Annotated in this window: 24 protein-coding genes; 17 read left to right on the top strand and 7 right to left on the bottom strand. The window is 36.8% G+C overall.

Going from position 1 to position 23,189, the window contains the following annotated elements; all coding sequences use genetic code 11:
- The first annotated feature begins 132 nt into the window (after positions 1 to 132).
- The 12 genes from CD003_RS19790 to CD003_RS19845 all read left to right on the top strand — a co-directional run bounded on the left by CD003_RS19790 (position 133) and on the right by CD003_RS19845 (position 10,153).
- Positions 133 to 861, top strand: a complete 729-nt coding sequence (locus CD003_RS19790; RefSeq protein WP_096202984.1) for an endonuclease/exonuclease/phosphatase family protein — start codon at positions 133 to 135, stop codon at positions 859 to 861.
- 63 nt (positions 862 to 924) lie between these two features.
- Positions 925 to 1,611 carry a uracil-DNA glycosylase gene (locus CD003_RS19795; RefSeq protein WP_096202985.1) on the top strand — a complete coding sequence of 229 codons (687 nt, stop codon included), beginning with the start codon at positions 925 to 927 and terminating at the stop codon, positions 1,609 to 1,611.
- Positions 1,612 to 1,613: 2 nt separating this feature from the next.
- Positions 1,614 to 2,444: an aldo/keto reductase gene (locus CD003_RS19800; protein WP_179295640.1), complete on the top strand. Its 831-nt coding sequence runs from the start codon at positions 1,614 to 1,616 to the stop codon at positions 2,442 to 2,444.
- A 211-nt stretch (positions 2,445 to 2,655) separates the two neighbouring features.
- Positions 2,656 to 3,921: an ammonium transporter gene (locus CD003_RS19805; RefSeq protein WP_096202986.1), complete on the top strand. Its 1,266-nt coding sequence runs from the start codon at positions 2,656 to 2,658 to the stop codon at positions 3,919 to 3,921.
- Positions 3,922 to 3,923: 2 nt separating this feature from the next.
- The gene (locus tag CD003_RS19810; RefSeq protein WP_096202987.1) at positions 3,924 to 4,925 is read left to right on the top strand and encodes a DUF294 nucleotidyltransferase-like domain-containing protein; all 1,002 of its coding nucleotides are present in this window, start codon (positions 3,924 to 3,926) and stop codon (positions 4,923 to 4,925) included.
- The gene (locus CD003_RS19815; protein ID WP_096202988.1) at positions 4,919 to 5,653 is read left to right on the top strand and encodes an exonuclease domain-containing protein; all 735 of its coding nucleotides are present in this window, start codon (positions 4,919 to 4,921) and stop codon (positions 5,651 to 5,653) included. The genes CD003_RS19810 and CD003_RS19815 overlap by 7 nt, the downstream gene beginning before the upstream one ends.
- 41 nt (positions 5,654 to 5,694) lie before the next feature.
- Positions 5,695 to 6,018: a MerR family transcriptional regulator gene (locus CD003_RS19820; RefSeq protein WP_179295641.1), complete on the top strand. Its 324-nt coding sequence runs from the start codon at positions 5,695 to 5,697 to the stop codon at positions 6,016 to 6,018.
- Positions 6,019 to 6,178: 160 nt separating this feature from the next.
- Positions 6,179 to 6,778, top strand: coding sequence for a hypothetical protein (locus CD003_RS19825; RefSeq protein ID WP_179295642.1), 600 nt, complete (start codon positions 6,179 to 6,181; stop codon positions 6,776 to 6,778).
- 73 nt (positions 6,779 to 6,851) lie between these two features.
- Positions 6,852 to 8,300, top strand: coding sequence for an IS1182 family transposase (locus tag CD003_RS19830; RefSeq protein ID WP_142302866.1), 1,449 nt, complete (start codon positions 6,852 to 6,854; stop codon positions 8,298 to 8,300).
- A gap of 56 nt (positions 8,301 to 8,356) precedes the next feature.
- Positions 8,357 to 9,466, top strand: coding sequence for an ATP-binding protein (locus CD003_RS19835; protein ID WP_096202991.1), 1,110 nt, complete (start codon positions 8,357 to 8,359; stop codon positions 9,464 to 9,466).
- Positions 9,466 to 9,762: a DUF5327 family protein gene (locus tag CD003_RS19840; protein ID WP_096202992.1), complete on the top strand. Its 297-nt coding sequence runs from the start codon at positions 9,466 to 9,468 to the stop codon at positions 9,760 to 9,762. Before CD003_RS19835 ends, CD003_RS19840 begins: the two co-directional genes overlap by 1 nt.
- Positions 9,763 to 9,781: 19 nt before the next feature.
- On the top strand, positions 9,782 to 10,153 hold the full coding sequence (locus CD003_RS19845; RefSeq protein ID WP_096202993.1) for a DUF423 domain-containing protein: 372 nt from the start codon (positions 9,782 to 9,784) through the stop codon (positions 10,151 to 10,153).
- Between the two features lie 86 nt (positions 10,154 to 10,239).
- Here the strand turns inward: CD003_RS19845 and gerQ are convergent, their stop codons facing one another.
- The 5 genes from gerQ to CD003_RS19870 form a co-directional block, all read right to left on the bottom strand.
- Positions 10,240 to 10,752 carry a spore coat protein GerQ gene (gene gerQ, locus CD003_RS19850; protein WP_096202994.1) on the bottom strand — a complete coding sequence of 171 codons (513 nt, stop codon included), beginning with the start codon at positions 10,750 to 10,752 and terminating at the stop codon, positions 10,240 to 10,242.
- A 34-nt stretch (positions 10,753 to 10,786) separates the two neighbouring features.
- Entirely contained in the window at positions 10,787 to 11,218 is a 432-nt protein-coding gene (locus CD003_RS19855) for a cell wall hydrolase (RefSeq protein WP_096202995.1), read from the bottom strand.
- Between the two features lie 355 nt (positions 11,219 to 11,573).
- Entirely contained in the window at positions 11,574 to 12,320 is a 747-nt protein-coding gene (hemQ, locus tag CD003_RS19860; RefSeq protein WP_096202996.1) for a hydrogen peroxide-dependent heme synthase, read from the bottom strand.
- Positions 12,321 to 12,510: 190 nt separating this feature from the next.
- Positions 12,511 to 13,251, bottom strand: a complete 741-nt coding sequence (locus tag CD003_RS19865) for an enoyl-CoA hydratase/isomerase family protein (protein ID WP_096202997.1) — start codon at positions 13,249 to 13,251, stop codon at positions 12,511 to 12,513.
- Positions 13,252 to 13,264: 13 nt separating this feature from the next.
- Entirely contained in the window at positions 13,265 to 15,187 is a 1,923-nt protein-coding gene (locus CD003_RS19870; RefSeq protein ID WP_096202998.1) for an oxidoreductase, read from the bottom strand.
- Positions 15,188 to 15,579: 392 nt separating this feature from the next.
- Between CD003_RS19870 and pta the strand changes: the two genes are divergently transcribed.
- Positions 15,580 to 16,569 carry a phosphate acetyltransferase gene (gene pta / locus CD003_RS19875; protein ID WP_096202999.1) on the top strand — a complete coding sequence of 330 codons (990 nt, stop codon included), beginning with the start codon at positions 15,580 to 15,582 and terminating at the stop codon, positions 16,567 to 16,569.
- A 107-nt stretch (positions 16,570 to 16,676) separates the two neighbouring features.
- Here the strand turns inward: pta and CD003_RS19880 are convergent, their stop codons facing one another.
- Positions 16,677 to 17,501, bottom strand: coding sequence for a lipoate--protein ligase family protein (locus CD003_RS19880; RefSeq protein WP_142302902.1), 825 nt, complete (start codon positions 17,499 to 17,501; stop codon positions 16,677 to 16,679).
- A 173-nt stretch (positions 17,502 to 17,674) separates the two neighbouring features.
- Here CD003_RS19880 and CD003_RS19885 point away from each other — a divergent pair, with 173 nt between their 5' ends.
- The 4 genes from CD003_RS19885 (at position 17,675) to CD003_RS19900 (ending at position 20,560) form a co-directional block, all read left to right on the top strand.
- Entirely contained in the window at positions 17,675 to 17,896 is a 222-nt protein-coding gene (locus tag CD003_RS19885; protein ID WP_096203001.1) for a DUF1450 domain-containing protein, read from the top strand.
- A 148-nt stretch (positions 17,897 to 18,044) separates the two neighbouring features.
- Entirely contained in the window at positions 18,045 to 19,340 is a 1,296-nt protein-coding gene (locus CD003_RS19890) for an HD domain-containing protein (RefSeq protein WP_096203002.1), read from the top strand.
- A gap of 12 nt (positions 19,341 to 19,352) precedes the next feature.
- Complete coding sequence (locus CD003_RS19895; RefSeq protein WP_096203003.1) at positions 19,353 to 19,859, top strand: YwgA family protein; 507 nt, start codon at positions 19,353 to 19,355, stop codon at positions 19,857 to 19,859.
- Positions 19,860 to 20,026: 167 nt separating this feature from the next.
- A complete protein-coding gene (locus CD003_RS19900; protein ID WP_096203004.1) occupies positions 20,027 to 20,560 on the top strand; it encodes a YwhD family protein in 534 nt (177 codons plus the stop codon).
- Positions 20,561 to 20,892: 332 nt separating this feature from the next.
- Here CD003_RS19900 and CD003_RS19905 read toward each other — a convergent pair whose 3' ends face one another.
- Positions 20,893 to 22,959 (bottom strand): transglycosylase domain-containing protein, encoded by a 2,067-nt coding sequence (locus CD003_RS19905; RefSeq protein WP_096203005.1) that lies wholly within the window; start codon positions 22,957 to 22,959, stop codon positions 20,893 to 20,895.
- Positions 22,960 to 23,189: the final 230 nt, after the last annotated feature.

Raw genomic sequence — 23,189 nt, forward strand, 5'->3', positions numbered from 1 at the left:
CCTTTCTAATTTGTCTTACTTAGAATGTGATTTAGTGAGAGAAATATACTTGGGGGTAAAAGGGTGAATGATGACTATTACTGGTATGTAAGGGGAAAAATTAAATATTAGTATAACCCTCATAAGAAAAGATTGGAGGGATTTATTATTGAATTAAAAGTACTAACATTTAATATTCGCCATGGTCGAGGGACTGATTTACGATTAAGTTTAGAGCGCATTAGTCGTGTTATAAAGAGAGTGCAACCTCATATTGTTGGGGTGAATGAAATTGATAAGCATTTTTCGAGGAGGAGTCTATATAAAGACCAGCCAAAGGAATTAGAGTATTTACTCGGAATGAAAGAGTTTTTCGCGCCAGCTATTTCAATAAAACGAAAGGGTAAATTAACGAGGGAGTATGGTAATGCAATCTTTACAAGCTTACCTGTTGCCTATTTTCATTCACATCTAATTCAGTCTGATTCAAAATACAAAGAAAACCGCTCCGTTGTTGAGGTTGGTATCAGTCTAGGTGAAAGAAATATATCTGTGTTTACGACCCATTTTAGCTTGTCCCGGAACATGCACCAGAAACAAACGGAGTGGTTAGTCAAAAGGATGGGTCAACTCAATCACCCATGTATTATTATGGGGGATTGGAACTGTAGACCGTCATCTACTCGCTTAAAACCAATTCAATCTCGTTTTCAAACGGTATTTCATCAAACTCAACCGACATTTCCTTCGGCGTATCCCAAGTGGCAGCTTGACTATATATTTTTCACAGATCACTTTTCAGTCAAGGACGCGGCGGTTTTGACAAGTGAAAGAAAAGCATCTGACCATTTACCTGTATATGGAGAGTTTCTCCTTCGTTAACTGTTCTAAAATTTGTTAAGATAAAATGAGAAAGTAAATAAGTGAAAAATAGGGTGCTGTTAGATGACGTTGCTAAAAAATGACTGGGCGATTTATTTACAAGAGGAGTTTGAAAAGGAGTATTATCAGGAGATGCAATCGTTTCTGAAAAAGGAATATGAGACGAAGACGGTGTATCCAATTAAAGAAGATCTTTTTAATGCCTTTCATTACACACCGTATTCTGATGTAAAGGTAGTCATTCTTGGTCAAGATCCATATCATGGACCTAATCAAGCTCATGGTTTAAGTTTTTCTGTACAACCAGGGGTGCGTCTTCCTCCGTCGTTACAAAACATTTTCAAAGAGCTACATAATGATATAGGGTGTACAATTCCTAACAATGGATTTCTTGTTCCGTGGGCAAAACAAGGTGTTCTTTTACTTAATACGGTTCTTTCTGTAAGGGAGTCTGAAGCTAACTCTCATAAAGGAATTGGTTGGGAGTGCTTTACTGATCGGGTGATAGAGCTTCTTAATGAGAGGGAAAAGCCGGTGATTTTTGTTTTATGGGGACGACATGCTCAGGCAAAAGAGGAATTAGTTACAAATCGTATACATTTTATTATAAAATCACCACACCCAAGTCCATTTTCAGCTAGAAGAGGATTTTTTGGTAGTCGGCCGTTTTCAAAAATAAATACGAATTTAATGAAAATAGGAGATGAGCCCATTGCCTGGCAAATCCCTAATCTTAATGAGGAGGAATGAACATGATAACGAGTATTCAAGATTGTGCAGTGTTAGCTAATGGAGTGAAAATGCCTTGGTTAGGCTTAGGTGTATATAAAGCAGAGGAAGGAAAAGAAGTAGAAGAGGCAGTGAAAATCGCATTACAAGCAGGTTATCGAAGTGTTGATACAGCGATGATTTACCAAAATGAAGAAGGCGTTGGAAAAGGGATTCGTGATTCGGGTGTTAATCGTGATGAGATTTTTGTTGCTACAAAGGTATGGAATACAGACCAAGGCTATGAAGAAACATTACAAGCGTTTGAGGAAAGCCGTCAAAAGCTTGGACTTGATGTAATTGATTTATACTTAGTTCATTGGCCGGTAGAAGGGAAGTATAAAGAAACATGGAGAGCGCTTGAAAAGCTCTATAAAGACGGAAAGGTTAGGGCGATAGGCGTTAGTAATTTTCAAATACGACACCTTGAAGATTTAATAAAAGACGCTGAAATTAAACCGATGGTTAATCAGGTAGAATTTCATCCGAATTTAACTCAAAAAGAGTTATTAAACTTCTGTAAAAAAGAGCAAATACAACTTGAAGCATGGCGACCTCTTACCCAAGGGAAACTGTTTACTGACCCTGTTGTAATGGCTCTTGCTGAAAAATACAGTAAGACACCAGCGCAAATTCTATTGCGCTGGAATCTAGAACTTGAGGTAGTGACGATTCCTAAGTCTGTAAATAAGGAGAGAATTACGGCTAATGCTGATATCTATAGTTTTTCATTAGAAACAGAGGATATTGAACAGCTAGATAATCTTAATAAAAATGAACGTTATGGTCCAGATCCAGATAACTTTGATTTTTAATTTGTGACGGTTGATAGTTTATGGTGTAGAGGGTTAGTACAGATAGGGTACTAATTCTCTTTTTTTATGCTTGAAAAAAGAAGATTCAGAAACTGTGTGAGGTTTCCTAACGTGTTTGTAGATTCAGAAAATTTAAAATGTATAATTAAGTTAACAGTAAGTGTTAGCTATATTAACACTAAAGATTAACTAGTTGAAAGGGGAGCTTTACATGGATTCGATTTTCTTAATGAACAATGTGTGGATCATCATTTGTGCAATTCTAGTTTTATTTATGCAAGGAGGATTTATTCTTTTAGAAGCTGGTTCCACACGAATGAAAAATGCAGGTCACATTGCAGGAAAAACGATTTTTACAGTCAGTCTCGCTTCATTAGTTTTCTGGGCAGTAGGTTGGGGATTCATTTATGGTGAAGGAAATGCATTTATAGGATTATCAGACTTTTTCTATGGTAATTATTCAGCAGAAGGAGACGGCTTAGCCGGTTCAGTTGATTTCATTTTCCAATTAATGTTTGCAGCAATTGCCTTAACAATTGCATTTGGTGGGTTTGCTGAAAGAGCGAAATTAGGCGCTTACGTAGTATTCGCAATTTTATTCTCTGCATTTGTTTATCCGGTTGTTGCTCACTGGATTTGGGGTGACGGTTGGTTAGCTGGTATGGGTAAACAGGACTTTGCTGGTTCAACAGTTGTTCACTTAACAGGTGCGATGGCAGCTCTTGCGGCAACAATTATTTTAAAACCTCGTATGGGTAAATTTAATAAAGACGGTTCTGTGAATGATTTAGCTGGTCATAACCAAGTATATACGGCTTTAGGTGTTTTAATTCTATGGGTAGGTTGGTTTGGTTTTAATGCAGGTAGTACGTTAGAAGTTAATGGTGCATTCTTCGGTTATGTTGCTCTTAATACACAGCTTGCAGCAGCAGCTGGTGCAGTAGCAGCGATGCTTATTGTCTATCTAGCATCAGGTAAAGCAGATGTTCCAACAACATTAAATGGTGCGTTAGCAGGTTTAGTTGCAATTACAGCATCTTGTGCGTTTGTTGCTCCTTGGGCGGCAGTCGTGATTGGAACAATTGCCGGATTTATTGTATATGCAGCAATGAAAATGTTTGATAGAGCAAAAATCGATGACCCAATTTTTGCCCTTTCAGTTCATGGTATTGCAGGGATTTGGGGAACACTTTCAACTGGTTTCTTTGCAACACCAGAGTTAGCAGCAATGAACGGTGGTTTACCTGGATTATTTTATGGTGGTGGATTAACACAGCTTGGTGTTCAAACAACAGGTGTTGTTGCATCTGGTATCTATGCATTCCTTATTTCAGTCATCTTGCTTTTAGGTATGAAAGCAGTTATGGGAAGTCTACGTGTCTCTGAAGAAGAGGAAATTATTGGTCTAGACATGAGTGAGCATGGAAGCTATGGTTACCCGGAAAGTATGTCATCTAAGGAAGAAAAAGGAGCTTAAAAATGAACCAAGTACGCCCAATTTACTCTAATGTAACAACTTATAAAGGGTTAAGAGAGTGGCGTGATAATAGCTTACAATCTTTCATTCATAATCATCAAAAGCTAAACAAGTTTCATGACGAGCTTATGTATCAGGTGGCTAAATTAGCGATTGAAAAGGTAGAGAGTGAGTGGGGCCCAGCTCCTACTCACTTTGCCTTCTTTGTAATGGGAAGCGCAGCAAGGTATGAGCAATCTGTTTGGAGTGATCAAGACCATGGAATTATCTATGAAGAAGAAAGTGAAGAAGCAAGCACTTATTTTTTAAAACTAGGTAAAGAGCTAACAACAGGTCTTGCAATCGCTGGGTATGAACAATGTGACGGGAAAGTAATGGCGTCAAATCCATTATGGTGTAAGTCTATACAAGAGTGGAAGAAACAGATTATGGGGTGGATAGAGGAAGAGGATTGGGAATCAATCCGCTATTTACTTACATTTTTTGATTCAAAAGTGTTTGTTGGTAAAGAAGCAAACTTATTAGAACTAAAGCAAATAATTTTTAACAAAGTAGATGAGTCACCATATCTTCTTAAAAGAATGTTTGATAATGTTGGGCGTATTAGAAAAGTGATTGGTTTATTCGGACAGTTGTTTGTCGAAACAAGGGGAGAGCAGACAGGGAAGATTGATTTAAAGAATGCTGCATTTTTTCCTTATGTCAATATGATTCGTCTTCTTGCTATTAAAGAACAGATTTCACAGCCTTCTACATTAGAGAGACTTCAATACTTACCGTCACAGTATCAAAAGATAAAAAGCTATGAAACAGATTTTGTGAAACTTCTAGCTTACCGTCTTCGTTTTCAAGCTGGTAAAGAAAATTATGAAGATGTTCATTTTTTGGATATTCGTCAATTGACGAAAGCTGAAAAAAAAGAACTAAAGCGCATGGTGAAAAATGGCCATAACATCTATAAGGATACTAAGAGGATTATTGAAAAAGGGTGTTCCAGATGGTGATGAATCATATGATTCACATGATGAAGCAAATGACTAGCAAGCTAAGTCCAAGTGTATATACTTCTGCACAACAGCAAAATAGTGCAGCTCAATTAGCGCATGTTAGACAACTTCAAAAGGAGTTAAAGCGTGAAAATGTCCTAGAAGTTCCTCTAGACGATTTGCAGTTCATTGTGTTTGATTTAGAAACTACTGGGTTTCACCCAAATCATGGAGATAAAATATTGTCTATTGGTGCAGTGAAAATGCGTGGAGATAAGATAATCGAAGACGATACGTTTTACTCACTAGTAAATGCTGAAAAAGTGATTCCAGAACACATTAGTAAACTAACGGGTATTACGAACGAACAATTAGAAGATGCACCTCCAATTAGAGAAGTGCTGCAGGATTTTTATAAATATATACAACGAGACACACTTGTAGCGCACCATTCTAAGCATGAGCAAAGTTTTATGCAACATACTACGTGGAGTGTGTTACGAACGAATTTTAAACACCGAATTTTAGATACATCTTTTTTGACGAAAATTACGTTACCAAGGGAAAAGCTCACCAGTCTTGATGATTTTTGTAGGCATTACCAGCTAGAAAGTTGCGGAAGACATCATGCTTTAAAGGATGCAAAGCTGACCGCAGAGGTTTGGGGACGAAGCGTAAGTAATATGAAAGAGCTTGGATTTAAGAATTTAAGTGAAGTTTACGTACATTTAGCAAAAATGAAATAATACTTTGCATGCGAATACTTCTAAGAAGGAGGGGAGGGTTAGTGTATAAAGACATCCCTAGGAATATTGCCCTGTTCCCGATTAGTGTCGTTGAAGAAATGACAGGACTAACAGCAAGACAAATTCGCTATTATGAAGATCAGGGCTTGATTACTCCTGCTAGAAATGATGGAAACCAAAGAATATTTTCGCTGCAGGATATTGATTGTTTTGCTGAAATCAAATCGTTAATTGACCAAGGTGTGAACATTGCTGGAATTAAAGCTGTTTTTGAATCGAAGGAGCAAAAAGCCAATATTATTCCTCATGTATCAGAAGAAGAGTGGAAAGAAATGTTGAAGTGGATTCGTTCAAAGTTGTATTAGTTTAAAACCTTGTTTGAAAGGCTTAAGTAAGCAGAGAAGAAAGTGCTCTGCTTGCTTTTTAGCATTGGAAGGTTTTATTACAAGACTACTAGTTGTCTATGATATAATAAACAGAATCATGTCGAAACTTGGAAGTATAGGTAGAAAGCGAGAGAAAGAAATGAAGAAAAACGAAGCGCTTATACACCAAAGAAATAAATTGATGCTTAAGTTACTTATTCTGTTCTATTTATTAAGTATTACAATAAATGCTTTTGTTGATCAAAGTATTTTAGTGTTTATAGCACCTGTAGGCTTGGCTATTATAACAATAATCTATTCATTAAACCGTATTGAGAAATATGTTTATGTAACGATGTATTTGTCAGTCATTTCGGTGTTTCTCTTTTTTACCCTTTTGCTTTTATATGAACCTCTGCTTGTTAATTTCGTATACATATGGTTTGCGCTTATTATGAGTTCTATTTATCATAGGGCTCGTACTGTAATTGTTGCAGGTGCTGTAACTATTTTAGTTACAGTGTATTTCTTTATTAATTACAGATCTGAAGTTTTCCCTACAGCAGATCCAGAAGATATCGTGTATTATATTTTATTTTCTATATTAATTACAATTTTTTTAAGTTACTCTACACGTTTTACTGAAAAGCTTAGAGAAAAAGCGGAAGAAAAGGAAGAACAAACAGCGGATGAGTTAAAGGAAACACAGGAATATTTGAGGCCACTGAAAAAGTCTCTATATTATAAAAAAAAGATATAGTACCTCAAAATTTGAGAGTGCTATATCTTTTTTACTGTATAATTAAATTATCAAATTCGAGTGGGTGGATACATTGATTCAACATCAACAAGTAAATTTAAGTCCTTATATGGCGATTTATGACATAGTCGTACCGAAAGATAATGTTTTGAGAAAAATAAATGACTTAGTCGATTTTTCTTTTGTATATGAAGAATTAGTAGATAAATATTGCCTTGATAATGGGCGTAATGCGATCCATCCTATTCGCATGTTCAAATACTTATTATTAAAATGTATCCACAACGTATCCGATGTTGATATTGTCGAACGCTCAAAATATGATATGTCATTCAAATATTTTTTAGATATGGCGCCAGAAGATCCAGTTATTGAGCCAAGTTCCTTAACGAAGTTTCGAAAACTGCGATTAAAGGATGTAAATTTATTAGACATGCTAATCAATAAAACGGTTGAGATCGCAATCGAAAAAGAAATTATAAAAAGCAAATCTATTATTGTAGATGCTACCCATACCCAGTCTCGTTACAATCAAAAATCAGCCAAAGAAGTGCTGGTTGATCGGTCTAAAAACCTAAGAAAGACGATTTATCAAGTAGATGAAACAATGAAAAGTAAATTTCCAACCAAGACAACATCAGATGTATTAGAAGATCAAATTGAATACTGTGAAAAGCTGATTAAAGTCATTGAAAAAGAAGAGGTTATTTGTGAATTCCCCAAAGTAAAAGAAAAATTAAACCTGCTTAAAGAAACTGTGGCTGATGATATTGAACATCTACAATTATCCAAAGATGAAGACGCAAAAACAGGACATAAAACAGTGGACTCCTCATTCTTTGGTTACAAAACACACATAGCCTTAAGCGAAGAAAGAATTATTACTGCGGCTGTTGTTACAACTGGAGAAAAGAATGACGGAAAGCAATTAGAAACCTTAATTGAAAAAAGTATGGAAGCTGGTATGGAAGTTGATACTGTGATTGGTGATGCCGCCTATTCAGAAAAAGGGAATATTGAATATACAAAAACAAACGAAATGAAGTTAATAGCTAAACTCAACCCTGTTGTCACACAAGGTAACCGAAAAAAAGAAGACGAATTTGAGTTTAATAAAGATGCTAGTATGTATGTTTGTAAGGCTGGACATATGGCTATTAGGAAAGCACGAACTGGAAAAAAAGGTGTAGCCACAAATCAAACACACACATATTACTTTAATGTAGAAAAATGTAAGGTATGTCCTATAAAAGAAGGATGTTATAAAGATGGAGCTAAAAGTAAGACTTATTCTGTGAGCATTAAATCGAATATACACAAAGAACAAATAGCCTTTCAAGAAAGCGATTATTTTAAAGAAAAATCAAAAGAAAGATATAAAATTGAAGCAAAAAACAGTGAATTAAAACACCGACACGGGTATGATGTAGCATCATCTTCGGGTCTTATTGGCATGGAACTACAAGGAGCTATGTCGATATTTACAGTTAATTTGAAAAGGATTTTGAAGTTAATAGGTTAACTAAATGAAAAATTTAGCTCTACATAAAATAAAAAAGAGACGAATACACCCATTTAATGGATATAATTTCGTCTCTTTTTTATTTCTCATTCTTTCGTCTCAAAAAACGGAAGTTTTTCAGTGGCCTCGAATATTTAGAGTCTCTTTTTAAACAAATGTCTGATGGTGTAGCTGTTCATGATGTAGACGGGATGATTTATGAAGTAAATAAAAGCTTTGAATTGATGTTTGGGTGGACTAGTGAAGAGCTTAACGGGAAGTATATCCCTAATCTTACTGACTCACAGCTTTTACTATTTAGGCACGCTTGGAATAAAGTTGAAAATGGAATGCAGTTGGACGAGTTTGAAATAGACCATTTGAAAAAGGATGGTACACCTCTATCTGTTTCGATTACTATTTCTCCTGTTCAAAACAAGTCAGGTAATGTGGTGGCAATGGCAACATTTTTCAGAGATATATCAGAACGTAAACGAACAGAAGAGTTATTAAGACAATCTGAGAAGCTTTCAGTAGTTGGACAACTAGCTGCAGGAGTAGCCCATGAAATAAGAAACCCATTAACGATTATTTCGGGATACATCCAGTTGTTATTGAAAACAGATAAAAATAATGAACGCTATCAAATTATGCTCTCAGAACTTTACAGAATTAATTCGATTATTAGTGAGCTCCTATTATTAGCAAAGCCTCAAGCGGCAAAATTTGTAGAAAAAGATGTTTGTGAGCTCGTTGATGAAGTGATTACACTTTTAAATACAACGGCGAAAATGAAGCATATTGTTATAAAGCCAATATATATCGTTCAGAATAGGCGTATTCAGTGTGAACCTAATCAAATAAAGCAAGTATTAATTAACGTTATTAAAAATGCGATAGAAGCAACTAATGTTGAAGGAGTAATCAATGTTTCTATTGAAGAATTAAACGAAGGTATTTCTATTAAAGTGTCTGATAAGGGTTGCGGGGTACCCGAGAATTTATTAGACAAAATTGGTGAACCTTTTTTCACAACCAAGGAAAAGGGAACTGGCTTAGGGTTAATGGTAAGTCAAAAAATTATCAAAAACCATCAAGGTAAGTTTCTAATTAATAGCAAAGAAAATGAAGGAACAACTGTGGAGCTAATTCTTCCAAAAATCGTTAATTTGAATCGAGGTGTCTAATGAATATCTCAGCTAAAAAAGTTGTAGCAAACATGGAAAAAAAGTTAGATGTATTAAAGGGTTTATTGGATGATTCGAGTTACAATCAAGAAAAAATTAAAGAGCAAGCAATTTCTATTAAGGCTTATTGTGATTTACTTTTAGATGAAGAAGTCTCATCAAAAGCTAAGCTAGAGAGAGACTATCAAGAGAACAACATATCTACTCCCGCACCAGCACCTATCGGAACGACAAGTGTGAACCAAGGTACTACATCTGATAGAATAGATGTAAAAGAAAATCTTCTTGAATTTTAACATCATAAAGGAGAATGGAATGTATAAAATATTTCTTGCTATTGGAAGCATAAGTGCTGCTTTGGCAGTTGCCTTAGGAGCATTTGGAGCGCACGGTTTAGAAGGAAAATTAACTGAAAGATATATGGAAATCTACCAAACAGGAGTCCAGTATCATATGATTCATTCCTTAGGGTTGATACTAGTAGGTATCATCTCTGCAAAGATACTAAATTCTAAGCTAATTAATGTAGCTGGTTGGTGTCTATTTGGTGGAATTATTATTTTTTCCGGTAGTTTGTATATCTTAAGTATGACAGGCTTTACAATGCTTGGAATGATTACGCCAATTGGTGGCGTATTGTTTGTAGCCGGTTGGTTCCTTGTTGCTATTGCTGCTATGAAAGCATAAAGAAGAGGTTGCCTCAAAAGGTAGATTTACACCTTTTGGGGCAACCTCTAAGTATTTTAAGTGAATTCACTAGAAGATACTACTCCTTAGCGTGGTGAATATGCTGCCATACCCGGAGGTCTTCCAAATGGATAGTCATATTCTATTTCCTCGTCGAATGTTACATAATCAAGGTTAACCATCAGTAGTAAATACCACCTTCCTGTTTCTGGGTCGCTGATAATGATATGATCACGTCCTGCTTCCCGAACAATTCCTCTAAGAACCATAGCATTCCATTCAGGGTTGTTTTCATATGTGAGGTAAACAGTTGCCATCTTACCTCTATTTAAACGTAAAATATTTTCGATATAAGACATTTCTAATGGAAGCATACCAGGTTCAGTAGGCATAGGTTGCGTCATACCAGGTACTTGTGGAGCATAAAATGGTGATGGTTGTTGCATCATTGGTTGTTGCATCATAGGCATAGGCTGTTGCATAAACGGTTGCTGCATCATGGGTTGCTGATGTTGTTGCGTTAGTTCTGGTCCATATGGAACTTGCATTTGTTGTTGTGTATCCCATTGTTGTTGTGTATCCCATTGTTGTTGGTACATCTAATCACTCCTTAAGTTGTAGATAGTTAATTTGTTAATATGTTGAAAATACTTGTGGGCAATCAGAAGCTAAAGGTGTGTAAAAACAATGTAACTTATACCTACCTGTGTTCCACTGACCCCACCACTGAGCAGGGCATGACCCCTCTGGTCTAAAAAACCATAAAGAAAATTCCGCAGGATGATGACGCTCTCCATTAATTAATTTTCTTGCTAATCGACGATCTCTTTCTCGAGCCCCTTGATAAAAGTATCCTTTTTGTACTGCTTCAAAGCCTCCTGGAGATTGAAAGGCCATTCGTGGTATTGAGTTAATATCGACAAAATCCATACAAGCAGAACGAACACGATTGACCATGACATTTCCAGCCATTAACATTCCTAACTCGCCTTCCCCTTCTGCCTCAGCTCTCATTAATCGTGCCAATATATCAATATCGCTTGAATTGGCTTTAATGACTGCCATAAATGCACCTCCTGATGTAACTTTCCCAATGAAACCTGCAACGTCTAAGTGTACAGCGATGGCGGCAGGTATGTAGTAAGCTAGGTTAGGCGTCGTTGTTGCAGTTACTCTATGCTTATGAGAAGGTAGCACAGCATATGACAAAATGAAAATAAAATATTGGGTGTTTTTATAGGATAGAAAAAAGCCTTTTCCATGTTGAGGTGGAAAAGGCTTTTATGTGAATTCAAGGAAGGGCAATGGCTATGCACGCTGCGCGTCAAAAGCCAAGAAAACCACTTGGATTTTGACTTTAAAACAAAGCAGCGGCGTCGCACATTGCTTAAGAAGTAAAACGAAATTACCGTTTTACTTCTTAAATATGAAAGTAGCTTGGTAGGGCTTCTTCTGTTAGGATGTTTCCTACGAAGAATGAGCCGAACTCTCCAAAGCGAGCTGATACTTCGTCGAAACGCATTTCATAAACAAGTTTTTTGAATTGAAGTACGTCGTTCGCAAATAGTGTAACGCCCCACTCCCAATCATCAAAGCCAACAGAACCAGTAATGATTTGCTTAACTTTACCTGCGTATTGACGTCCAATCATTCCATGACTGTACATCATCTTGCGGCGGTCTTCCATAGGAAGCATGTACCAGTTGTCTTCACCTTGGCGGCGCTTGTCCATTGGATAGAAACAAACGTGATTCCATTTTGGAAGTTCAGGGTATAGGCGAGCACGGATTTCTGGATTCTCGTATGGATCTCCTTCTTTACCAGCCATATAATTACTTAATTCAACAACTGACACATACGAGTGTGCTGGTACAGTAAACTCAGCAAAGCGAGTTTTGTTAAATGCATTTTCAATTTCATTTAACTCTTCCATTGTCGGACGAAGAATCATCATCATGAAATCAGCTTTTTGACCAACAATTGTATAAAGGGCATGACTACCTTCTTTATTTGTTTCAGTTTGATTCCACTTTTCAAGCATGGTAACAAATTCATTTACAATTTGTTGACGCTCCTCTGAAGAAATTGTTTTCCATGCAGTCCAGTTAATTGTACGGAAATCATGTAGGCAATACCAACCATCTAACGTAATAGCTGCTTCACTCATGTATAAACACTCCTTTATTTGTATGTACGGATTTAAATTTAACTATATCATAGATTTTATTCAAGAGCATGTCAAAGGAGGTGATTAATTGTCAATTGATAATAGGTAGTGTCTAAATTTAAAACTAACCAATTATGAGAACTTAATTAAAAAACAGCCGAGTGCTTTTAAGCACAGAGCTGTCTAATTATTATTTCTTTACAAAATTCATTATCGCTTGATGGTGTTCGTCTGAACGACCTGCTTGACGTTGAGCCTCTTCTTCCATCTTTAGTACATCTTCTAAACTGTTATCTAAGCCTTGGACCATGTTTTGTTTCATTAAATGATAAGAACTTAGAGGTAACTGTAAAATTTGATTGATGAAATCTTGCCCGTTACCAATTTTATTAATTAGTCCTATTTCTAGTGCTCTATCAGCAGAAATTGTTTTCCCAAGTGCTAACTCAAGTGCGTTTCCAAGTCCTACGAGACGAGGGAGAAAGTAGGATGCACCTGCATCGGGAACTAAGCCAATCTTCAAAAAGCTAAGAGCAAATTTAGCATTAGGTTCCGCTACCCGGTAATCACATGCAAGAGGAATACTTAATCCAGCTCCGACACAGATTCCATTAATTAAAGCAACAGTTGGCTTTTGAATGCTTTGTATTTTAAGAATGAGCTTATTATAAGAATCTCGTAAATAATCACCATAATCAAAAGTTCCAATTTCATTAATAGGTATACTTTTTAAATCTGCTCCAGCCGAGAAAGAGTCCTCAGTCCCTGTTAGTACAATTAGTCTTACTGTTTCATCTTGGTCTGCTTCATTAAAGGCTGCGAGTAACTCTTCATGAGTAGGTAGGTCAATTGCATTTTTTACCTCGGGTCTATTTAATGTGATCGTGGCAACTTGATTTTCAACTGTGTATAATACGTTTTGTTTTGACATTCTTATCGCTCCTCTAAATTTGTCTACCAACTAATGTTCCATCATATATTGCACGCTTTGCGTCTAGTCCAGATGCATCTTTTGCGCCACCAATAAGATGGACATGAGAATGGCGTTCTTTTAATTTTTTGTATAGCTGTTCATTAGGTAGTTGTCCGCTTGCAGTAATAATGGTGTCTGCCTGTACTAGCTGTTCTTTATCATCAATCGTAACATGAATTCCCTCAGTTGTAATTTGGTTATACGTAATATTTCCAATCATTTGAATGCCCTTTTGTTTTAATTCTAAGAGTGTGGCCCATCTAGTTGTCTTGCCTATTCCACGAGCAAAGCTCTTTCCTCGCTGTAAAAGTGTTATGTCATAAGTTCCTTTACTTTTTAAGAAGAGGGATAAATCACAGGCAATCCCCCCACCGCCAATGATAACTATTTTTTCTCCTTTAGGAATGATTCCTTCGAAAATGTCACGATAAGATAGTACGTCAGCATGTATGCCGGTAATATCAGGAGTACGAGGGATAATTCCAACAGCAACGATGACCTCATCCGCTTGATCAAGCAAAGGATCTTCATCTGTAATCCTGTAATTTAGTTGCTGTTTTACTCCAAGCTTATCGAGTTGAACTTGATAGTAACGAATTGTTTCTTTGAACTCCTGTTTTCCAGGTACAGAGCTAGCGTAAAGTAGCTGTCCACCAAGAGATGATTTTTCATCTACAATCGTAACACTATGCCCCCTTGATGCAGCGCTGCGTGCAGCTTCTAGTCCAGCAGGTCCAGCACCTATGACAAGTACATTCTTTCTCTGTACAGCCATTTCATTTGTAAATAAAAGCTCTCTACCTGCTTCAGGGTTAACAAGACAGCTAGCAAATTTCCCTTCGAATATATGGTCAAGACATGCTTGGTTACAGGCAATACACGTATTAATTTCGTCAGGTCGATTCTCGATTGTTTTTGTGACAAAGGATGGGTCGGCTAAAAATGGACGAGCCATTGAAACGATATCAGCCCTTTTTTCTTCGAGGACTTTTTCTGCGTCTACAGGATTATTAATTCGGTTGCTTGCGATAACAGGAATTTTGATATGTTCTTTTATTTTGGCTGCTACCGGAGTAAAGTGGAGCCTTGGTACTTTCATTGAAATAGTGGGAACCTTTGATTCGTGCCAACCTATCCCAATATTGAGAGCATCTACTCCGGCTTTTTCTAATTCTTTCGCGATAAGTATTGTTTCTTCTTCTGTTGTGCTACTTTCAATTAAATCAATACCTGACATTCGGAATATGACTGGGTAACTCGAGCCTACTTCCTCACGAATAGCTTTCACTATCTCTAGAGCAAAGCGGTTTCTGTTTTCAAATGACCCACCCCATTTATCGTTTCGGACATTTGTGACAGGTGAAAAAAATTGGTTAATTAGATAGCCTTCAGAACCCATAATTTCAACCGCATCAAAGCCCGCTTTCTTTGCACGACGAGCGCCAGTAGCAAAGTGACTTATCGTTTGTACTACTTGATCAGATGTTAATTCATGTGGAGAATCTGGGTTGATTGGTGACTTAATTGGGGATGGTGCTACAGGATGTAACTTTGTTAACGCTTTATAGGAATAGCGGCCTGCATGGAAGAGCTGTAAGGCAATTCGTCCACCGGCTTTATGAACTTTATCGGTTAACGGTTTCCATAATGTTATGTCCTCGTCTTTATAAATGGACATAAAGTTTTCAGAGCCACTACCTTCAGGGCAAACAGCTACACCACCAGTAACGATAAGTCCAACATGTTCTTTCGCACGTTTCGCATAGAATGCAGTCAATCGACTCATTCCATTTGCTTCACTTTCAAGACCTACATGCATTGAGCCCATCATGACACGGTTCGGTAAAGTTAATGAGTTAATTGTGATAGGGGAAAGTAAATTATGATACGCCAAAGTGCACCTCCAGAGTTTAATTTTGAATTACGAATTATGAGTTATGAATTAAGTACAATCCTACAAGTGAAGCTAGTGTTTCTCCTTTAATTTGTTATTCACCATATATAATTCATAATTGCTTTTATCTCATTATACTGAATGGTCATTCATTTTAATAGTGTAAATACTAAAAATTCTGAATAAATATTTCTACAAAGTTTTGTTAAATTTTTATAAGGTATGTGTAATCAATTGGATGGAACACTTATTAATAAGGGGAAAATAACATACAAATGTAAATCCGTTATTAGAAAATTTTAACTTTAGTACAATTAGGTAATTGAGGTTTCCTTTTCTAATAAAGAGGAGTATTCTATGGTGTAGGTTGATCAGATGAGGAGGGATTTTTCGTGAGTGATCTTTTCACGGAAATTACAGAAAAGGTAAAGCGTCATCATCCATCAGTTGTTTTACCTGAAGGATTAGATGAACGTATTTTAGAAGCAGCAGGACAATTGTCTAATGATGAAGTGTTAAAGCCAATCTTAATTGGTGATGAAACATTAATTTATAATAAAGCAAAAGAACTTGGCGTTACGTTTAAGGAAATAGAGATTATAGACCCACGTACTTACAAGTATTTTGACCAAGTTGTTGAGTCGTTTATTGAACGCCGCAAAGGTAAAGAAACGGAACAGTCTGCTAAGGAGAAGCTACTACAAGAGAACTACTTTGGTACGATGCTTGTTCATATGGATAAAGCTGATGGTTTAGTTAGTGGGGCTGCTCATTCGACGGGAGATACTGTACGCCCAGCGTTACAAATCATTAAAACGCAACCAGGTATTAATAAAACATCAGGTGTGTTTGTAATGGTAAAGGATAATCAAAAGTTCGTATTCGGTGATTGTGCCATAAATATAGCACCTAATAGTGAAGAACTAGCGGAAATTGCAATAGCAACAGCGGAAACAGCTAAAGTTTTTGGACTAGATCCGAAAGTAGCAATGCTTAGTTTTTCAACAAAAGGTTCAGCGTCTTCAATAGAAACAAGAAAAGTATCTGAGGCAACAAAGCTCGCACAAGCTACACGTCCAGATCTTGTTATTGACGGTGAGTTCCAATTTGATGCTGCATTTGTTCCTGCAGTTGCCCAAAAGAAGGCACCAGATTCTCCATTACGAGGGGAAGCTAATGTATTTATATTCCCTAGTCTTGAATCAGGAAATCTTGGATACAAAATTGCCCAGCGTCTAGGTGGATACGAAGCTATAGGACCAATTCTACAAGGGCTAAATAAGCCTGTTAATGATTTATCTCGTGGATGTAACGTAAAGGATGTTTATAAGTTGTCGTTAATCACTGCGATGCAGTCAATTAATCAAAAGGTGATGAACTAGCACTAGGGCCAGAATCAACGTGTATTTTTCACTTTTATTGTGGCTTTATTGTATGGTTTACAGCTAGTAAAGTTATTACCGTCGTTTTTATATAGTAAGCACTGGAATCAAAATTCCAGTGCTTTTTCGTTTCGATTTGTGATCCTTTGTAATTGATATTGAAATAAGTCTATTTCCTCAGGGGTTAGAGATGACGGCATAAGCGTGCATTTTTGGTTTGTCATCGTAATAAGAAGCTGATGCATGATACTACTTATCGTATAATACTTCCCTACGAGTGTTGATAGTGAAGCCATTGTTTCTGGCTTGATTCGTGGATATTCAAACTTTGTTGGTTGTTCTTGAACGGATTTTTCGTAAAACTCTTTAATTAACTCAGCTCGTTGTGAACCACTATTTTTCACACAAAGATAAATCTGAACAGCTACACCCCCACGAATACGGCGCTGGGAGATCCCTGCAAACTTTTTGCCATCAATACTTAAATCAAAGCTGCCAGGACAGTAGGAGCCAACAATTTCTCTAGCTTCTATCGTTACATTTTCTTCAGAGAGCAAAGCTTGGATAAGCTCAAACATTAGCTCATACCCATGATTTATTGACAATTTTTTTTCTTCTTTTAAAATAAGTGATAAATTTAAAATGCCATCGTCTAAGACGACCGCTAGACCACCAGAATTACGAACAATGACCTTATATCCAGCAGATTGTAAAAAATTAATCCCGTCCTGCACGAATGGTAGTCGGCTATCCTGAATTCCAAGGACAACGGTTTGATGATGAACCCAAGAGCGTAAAACTGGTTCAGATTTCAATTCTCCAACTGATGAACACAATGTATCATCATAAGCAAAAGAATGTAGCGCATCAAACCCAAATGTTGTATGGTCAATAAATCTCCAAGGCTGTTGTAGTAATGAATTCATATCCATTCTCCTATTAAAAAGTTGAGTAAGACGAACTTGATTATAACATAGAGTGTTTTATAGGTATTGGCATTTTTCCTCTCACTTTTCTCTAATACCTTGTTCTGTGTTATACTATCCTTTGCAGATAATGGACAAGACTATATAAATGGAATTTTCTAATGAAAGGAATAAGTAAAATGGCAAACGAGTTTAGAATTTGTGATATTTGCCAGGCAACGAATATTAAAACGTTGTTGCCGAAGTTAAAAAAGCTAGATGAAAAGGCAGAAATTCACATTGGCTGTCAATCTTATTGTGGCCCGGGTAGAAAGAAAGCATTTACGATTGTTAATAATCGTCATGTGACAGCACCGAATGAAGACCAGTTGATTACAAAGATAGAAAAGAAAATAAAATAATGTAGGTCTTTTTGTCAGACATCATTTATATACGAAAACTGAACTACCCATACACACTGTAGGGTAGTTTTTACTTTTCGTAGGTTTAGATTCATAAAAGAATTTTGTATAATGAGAGTAAGACGAAAAAAGAACGGGGTAGGGTTGAATGACAAAAAGGTACGGACAATTAGAAGAAGAAAAGGTATTTAAAGACCCTGTACACCGCTATGTACATGTGAGAGATGAATTGATTTGGGAATTAATTGGGACAAAGGAGTTCCAACGTTTGCGGAGAATAAGACAATTAGGGACGACTTATTTTACTTTCCATGGTGCTGAACATTCCCGTTTTAATCATTCACTTGGTGTATATGAGATCACTAGAAGAATTATTGAAGTTTTTCAAGGACGGCCACATTGGGATGATAAAGACCGATTACTATGCTTATCAGCAGCGTTACTCCATGATGTAGGTCACGGACCATTCTCACACTCTTTTGAAAAGGTATTTGACACGGATCATGAGGATTGGACGAGAGAAATTATTCTTGGAGATACTGAGATTAATAAAGTGTTAAAGAATATGGGACCTGAGTTTCCCCAGGATGTGGCAGATGTAATTGAAAAGACTCATTCTAATAAGTTAGTTGTGAGTTTAATTTCAAGTCAAATTGATGCGGATCGAATGGATTATTTACAGCGCGATGCTTATTTCACAGGAGTTAGCTATGGTCACTTTGATATGGAACGTATTCTTCGAGTAATGAGGCCAACTGATGACCAAGTGGTTTTTAAACAGAGTGGAATGCATGCAGTTGAGGATTATATTATGAGTCGCTATCAAATGTACTGGCAAGTATACTTTCACCCAGTGACTCGTAGTGCAGAAGTCATTTTAAGTAAGATATTAATGAGGACAAAAGAATTATTTTTAGGTGGATATGCCTTTAAACAAGAGCCTAGACACTTTTATTCCTTCTTTAATGAAAAAAAGAGCTTGGACGATTATTTACGCCTTGATGAGTCGATAATGCTCTATTATTTTCAAATTTGGCAAGATGAGGACGATAGCATATTAAGTGATCTTTGTGATAGATTTTTAACTAGAAGGTTGTTTAAATATGTAGAATTTAATCCAAATCAGCAAATGCATGATTGGCCAGTTTTACATAAATTATTTACTGAGGCAGAGATTGATCCCGCCTATTATTTGGTTGTTGATTCTTCCTCTGATTTGCCGTATGATTTCTATCGACCAGGAGAAGAAGAGGAGCGGCTACCGATTCACTTAGTTACACCAAATAGTAAGCTTCGAGAATTATCAAGAGAGTCGGATGTAGTAGAAGCGATTTCAGGAAAAAAGAGAACCGATCATAAATTATATTTCCCGCTAGACATGCTTGAGGATGAGAGAGACAACGGGGACATTAAGCGTAAAATTAAAGAAATTTTAATGAAATAGGGGGAAACGGTTTTGCTGAAAGAACATGCTAAATTGCTTGCGATGTTCCAACAAGCAGGGGAGATTATTGGACGTAAAAAACTACAAAAGATAGTTTATATTGCGAAGAAAATGGATATTCCCTTTTCTGAACGATACAAATTTCATATGTTTGGCCCGTATTCTGAGGAGCTTACGTTACGTATAGAAGAGCTATGTAACCTAGGCTTTATTAATGAAACAAAGGAAAGTAAAGGTGGCTATTACCAGTACCGCTATACCTTGACTGAAGAAGGTATTGAATTTCTTCAAATGTATGAATTTGAGTTACCAAAAATCGAGGAATTAGTGACTAGCATGAATGAACAGAGTTCACGGTTCCTTGAGCTTGTTTCGACTATGTTATATTTCGACGAATTACCTATAAATGAGTTAAAAGAAAAAGTGACAACAGTAAAGAAAAAGCAAAATTACACAGATGAAGATATGGACCGAGCGATTGAATTCATCTCAAGCCTACGAGGTGCATTAGTCCATTAAAATGGACAAGTCTTCAGAAATAATAGACGTGCAACCAGTTATATGGTCACACGTCTTTTTCTTTTGAAAAGAGTTCAGTCATTGAATAGTGTTTGACGATGAACGTTATGATAAACTAAGGTTAGAGCATATACTATATGTAAATTTAATTGAAAGGGATGGTAGGGATGGATCTCTTCAAAGATGAAGATAAAAATCAGAAAAAGAAACCTTCAGGATTTAATATTTTAGCTAATAACCCTAAGGTTGATCATGGTGGTTACGGGGCAGGAGTTCTTAACTTAGATAATATTTCCCCAGTTATTGTTGACCCAGAAGACAATCAAGCGTACATAGATATGGGCGCACTGCATGCACGTTCTGCAGTTGAAAAGAGAATTAAGTTTTTGCCTAATCGTGAGGAAGTACCTAATGGTCGATTATACTGGCTAGTTTGGGTTACGGTTAATAACAAAGGTGAAGGACCATTTTATTATGGAGTAACTGGCTGTGAAATGACTGTTGATGAGGAAATTCGTCGGGGTTACAAAAGCTTACCAGAACATGTTAATAAAATGGATAAATCACTAAAAGGTCATGTCATGATTGAGGATATGGATGACAAATCGAAGAAACTTCTGGGTGTGTTTTTAAAAGAACATAACGAAGAATTCTGGAATCGCTCAGACGAAAAGCTACGAACAGAACTATTAGGAGAGTAGTTACTAATGTTTTTACTCTGTCTACCCTTAAACAAAAAAAGTTTTGAACGATTTATGAATTATCATAATGGGTCTTGAGCTTTTATAAGATTGTTATTAAACTTAGACATAGTATAAAACACTTTTTATACTAGGACACAAAAAAGTGCGAAGGTAACCCTTCGCACTTTTTTAATTATATAAGTTAACATGTATCGCTTTTAACCCCCATTAACCATTAACAATTAAACTACGCATTCCAATTCGCAATTCGCAATTCGCAATTCTAAATCGCCCCTAACGTCCTTCCCATTCATAACTCATAATTCTAAATTTGCAATTTGCAATTGCCCCTAATGTAGCCATTTCAAAAAACGCTCAAGAAATTTCTCCTTCTCATGTTCTTCTTCTTTAGGCTGTACGACTTCATCACTGCTTCCGTGCAGTTGGCAATACTCTGTTGGTTCTGTTCCTTCAACAAAATATGTAAGACGTTGTACAGGACATTCCTCTGTTGCAAGTAATCCATTGCTAGGGTTTATATAGACACCGTTCACACCATCTGGCTTATGGAATTGTAGCTTTAAATCATCCTTTAATGCATTCTCAGTAAATTGGGCCCATATTCGCTTTGCATATTGTCCCTGAGTTTGATGCTCAAGAGTTTGTCCTTGGTCATAGCCAATCCATACACCAGAAAGCAGTTGTGGGGTATAGCCAATCATCCAGCTATCAGTAGAAGTTGAACCAGACTTACCGGCAACTGGACGGTGTACTAAATGAGAAATCGATCTTCCTGTTACAGATGTATATCCACTTAGGTTTCGGTCAAACATTCCCGTCATGATATCCGTCATAATAAAGGCAAGCTTCGGATCAACAGCAGGTGTGACTGAAGGTTGTTCTTCGATAATAACCTCTCCATGTTGATCGACAACCTTACGAATAAATCGAGGCTCAACACGGTGACCTCCATTGGCAAAGGGACTGTAACTATTAACAAGTTCTAATACACCAACTGGCAACGTACCAAGAGCTAATGATGGCAGCTCCTCTAATGGACTAGTTATTCCAAATCGTTGTGCAGCATCAACTAAATACTCTTTTCCAAGAAAGAAGTGTGTTTTAACGGCAAAGATGTTATCTGAAAAAGCAAGTGCTTGCAGCATCGTTATAAAGTCATGTGCATAATTTTCATTGAAGTTTCCTGGCGAGTACTTTCCTCTTCCATCATCAAAAGTAAAAGTAGTTGGCTCACTTAGTAATGTCGATGATGCAGTGAATCCATGCTCTAACGCTGCATAGTATAAGAAAGGCTTGAACGTAGAACCTGGAGAACGTTTTGCTTTAGTGGCTCTATTAAATGGACTTTCTGAATAATCTCTTCCACCAATTAGCGCCTTCACATCACCTGTTCTCGGACTCATAGCAACAAGTGCAGCTTGTAGTTCATCCTCACCATTTAATTCTGCTTCAACCCATCTTTCAGCTTCTCTCTGCATATCAGGGTCAAGAGTCGTATAAACGTGTAAGCCACCTTTTTCAATAAGAGCAGGATCTATATCATAGTCTTCCGCTAAAATTTGCTGAACAATGTCTTGAAAGTAAGGACCTACTACTCCTTCGTAAGCTTCCCTTTCAGTAATAAAGTGTAATTCTTCATCACCAGCTGTTCTAGCTTGAATAGTTGAAATTTTGTTTGAATCAACCATTGATTGAAGAACGATCCTTTGTCTTTGTTTTGAACGTTCTAAATCAAAAAAAGGTGAGTAATAGCGAGGTCCCTTTGGTACACCTGCTAGAATACTTGCTTCTGCTAGAGATAACTCTGAAGCTGATTTACTAAAGTAATGATGTGCAGCAGCTTCAATCCCATATGCACCATGCCCGTAATAGATTGTATTTAAGTAACCCTCTAGTATCTCATCTTTTGTATAATTCATTTCTAATCTTAATGCATAGAGAGCTTCGTTCCATTTTCGCTTCCACGTTTTATCATGTCCTAAGTAGAGGTTCCGTGCATACTGCTGAGTAATGGTACTTGCCCCTTGTGCTTTCGTACCTAGACGTAAATTTGTGAGCACAGCAGCCCCAATACGTGTTATATCAAACCCGTAATGATTGTAAAACTTACGATCTTCGATGGAAAGTGTTGCATCAATCACTTCAGGAGCCATGTCATCAAGTGTAATCCAATACCGATTTTGTCCACGGTGGCTTTCTCCAATAATCGTATCGTCCGCACCATATAGAATGGTTGTTTGAGGAACTTGAATGGGAGGTGGACCTTGCGCCTTCGTATAAAAAAGCAAGCTAACAATTCCTCCCATGAACAAAACAGAGAACAATAATGTGAGGCGGAATAAGCGTCTAACCCAAATCCAGCCTTTTTTCTTACGTTGATTCGTTTCGACCTGCATGAAAGGCACCTCTTTTACGTCCAAAATTAGATAGCTCTATCTTCGGTAAAGTAGACTAGTTTTAAACGTAATTAATAGAAAAAATCCCTTGATTTACATGTCTAGACTCTAGTAATGAAATAGCTTTTTCAGTTTTTACTGAAAAAGAAGTAGGTAAAATCTGAGGGCGCTGAAAAAGTCCAAACTAGACGATTCGAGAATCAAGGCCACAAAAAAGTGAAAAACACACT

The sequence above is a fragment of the Bacillus sp. FJAT-45350 genome, assembly GCF_002335805.1.
Classification (GTDB): Bacteria; Bacillota; Bacilli; order Bacillales; family NISU01; genus FJAT-45350.